The sequence below is a fragment of the Streptomyces malaysiensis subsp. samsunensis genome (genome assembly GCF_024519315.1).
GTDB classification, from domain to species: Bacteria; Actinomycetota; Actinomycetes; order Streptomycetales; family Streptomycetaceae; genus Streptomyces; species Streptomyces malaysiensis.
In genome coordinates this window covers 1-1,270 of record NZ_JANIIC010000215.1, presented here as the reverse complement: position 1 = coordinate 1,270, position 1,270 = coordinate 1, and the positions used below count along the sequence as shown (strand labels likewise).

The following is a 1,270-nucleotide window of genomic DNA, read 5'->3' as shown; positions in this document are numbered from 1 at the left end:
TGGGGTGAGCGGTTGTCGGTGGCGGCGGTGAACGGGCCTTCGGCGGTTGTCGTCTCTGGTGATGCGGACGGGTTGGAGGAGTTGCTGGCGGTATGCGAGGTGGAGGGGATTCGGGCGCGTCGTGTGCCCGTGGATTACGCCTCGCACTGTGCTCACGTTGAGGTCATCGAGGACGAGCTTCGGCAAGTACTCGGGGGGATCGGTCCTCGGTCGTCGTTGGTGCCGTTTTATTCGACGGTGACGGGTGGGGTGCTGGATACGGCGGGGTTGGATGCCGGGTACTGGTATCGCAATCTGCGTCAGACAGTTCGGTTCGATGAGACCGTACGTGCCCTGCTGTCCGATGGCTTCCAGGTGTTTGTTGAGGCCAGTGCCCATCCGGTGCTGACGATGGGCGTGGAACAGACCGCCGAGGACCAGGGCACCCAGGTCACCGCCGTAGGTTCGCTGCGCCGTGACGAAGGCGGGCTGGATCGTTTCCTGACGTCCGTGGCGGAGGCGTACGTCGGCGGGGCGTCCGTCGACTGGTCCACGGTGTTCCAGGGAACGGGTGCCCGGCAGGTGGGCTTGCCGACCTATGCCTTCCAGCATCAGCACTACTGGATCAAGACTCCTTCCCCGGCCGTCGGCGATGTGACATCCGCCGGTCTGGGTTCGGCTGATCATCCGTTGTTGGGTGCGGTGGTGGGGTTGGCGGGTGTGGATGGGGTGTTGTTGACGGGGCGGTTGTCGTTGGTTTCGCATGGTTGGTTGGCTGATCATGTGGTGTGGGGTGTGGTGGTGGTGCCGGGGGCGGCGTTGGTGGAGTTGGTGTTGCGGGCGGGGGATGGGGTGGGTTGTGGGTGGTTGGAGGAGTTGACGTTGGAGGTGCCGTTGGTGGTGCCTGAGCGTGGTGGTGTGCAGGTGCAGTTGTCGGTGGGTGTGCCGGATGGGGTGGGTCGGCGTGTGGTGGGTGTGTTCTCGCGGCTGGAGGGCGCAGAGGAGGAGTCGTGGACGCGCAATGCGACGGGGGTGTTGTCGGCTGAGGGGCCGGGTGTGGTGGAGGGGTTGGGTGTGTGGCCGCCTGTGGGTGGGGTGGCGGTGGATGTGGGTGGTGTGTATGAGCGGTTGGCTGGGGTGGGTTTGGAGTATGGGCCGGTGTTTCGGGGGGTGCGGGCTGCGTGGCGTCGTGGTGATGAGGTGTTTGCTGAGGTGGCGCTTGCGGAGGAGCAGTGTGCCGAGGCGGGGCGTTTCGGGTTGCATCCAGCCCTCCTCGACGCCGCCCTGCATA

At 65.6% G+C, this 1,270-nt stretch carries 1 protein-coding gene; it reads left to right on the top strand.

All coding sequences use genetic code 11. From position 1 onward, the window contains the following. A partial coding sequence (locus NQU54_RS48530) for an acyltransferase domain-containing protein (protein WP_257636650.1) occupies positions 1-1,270 on the top strand: 1,270 nt, incomplete at both ends.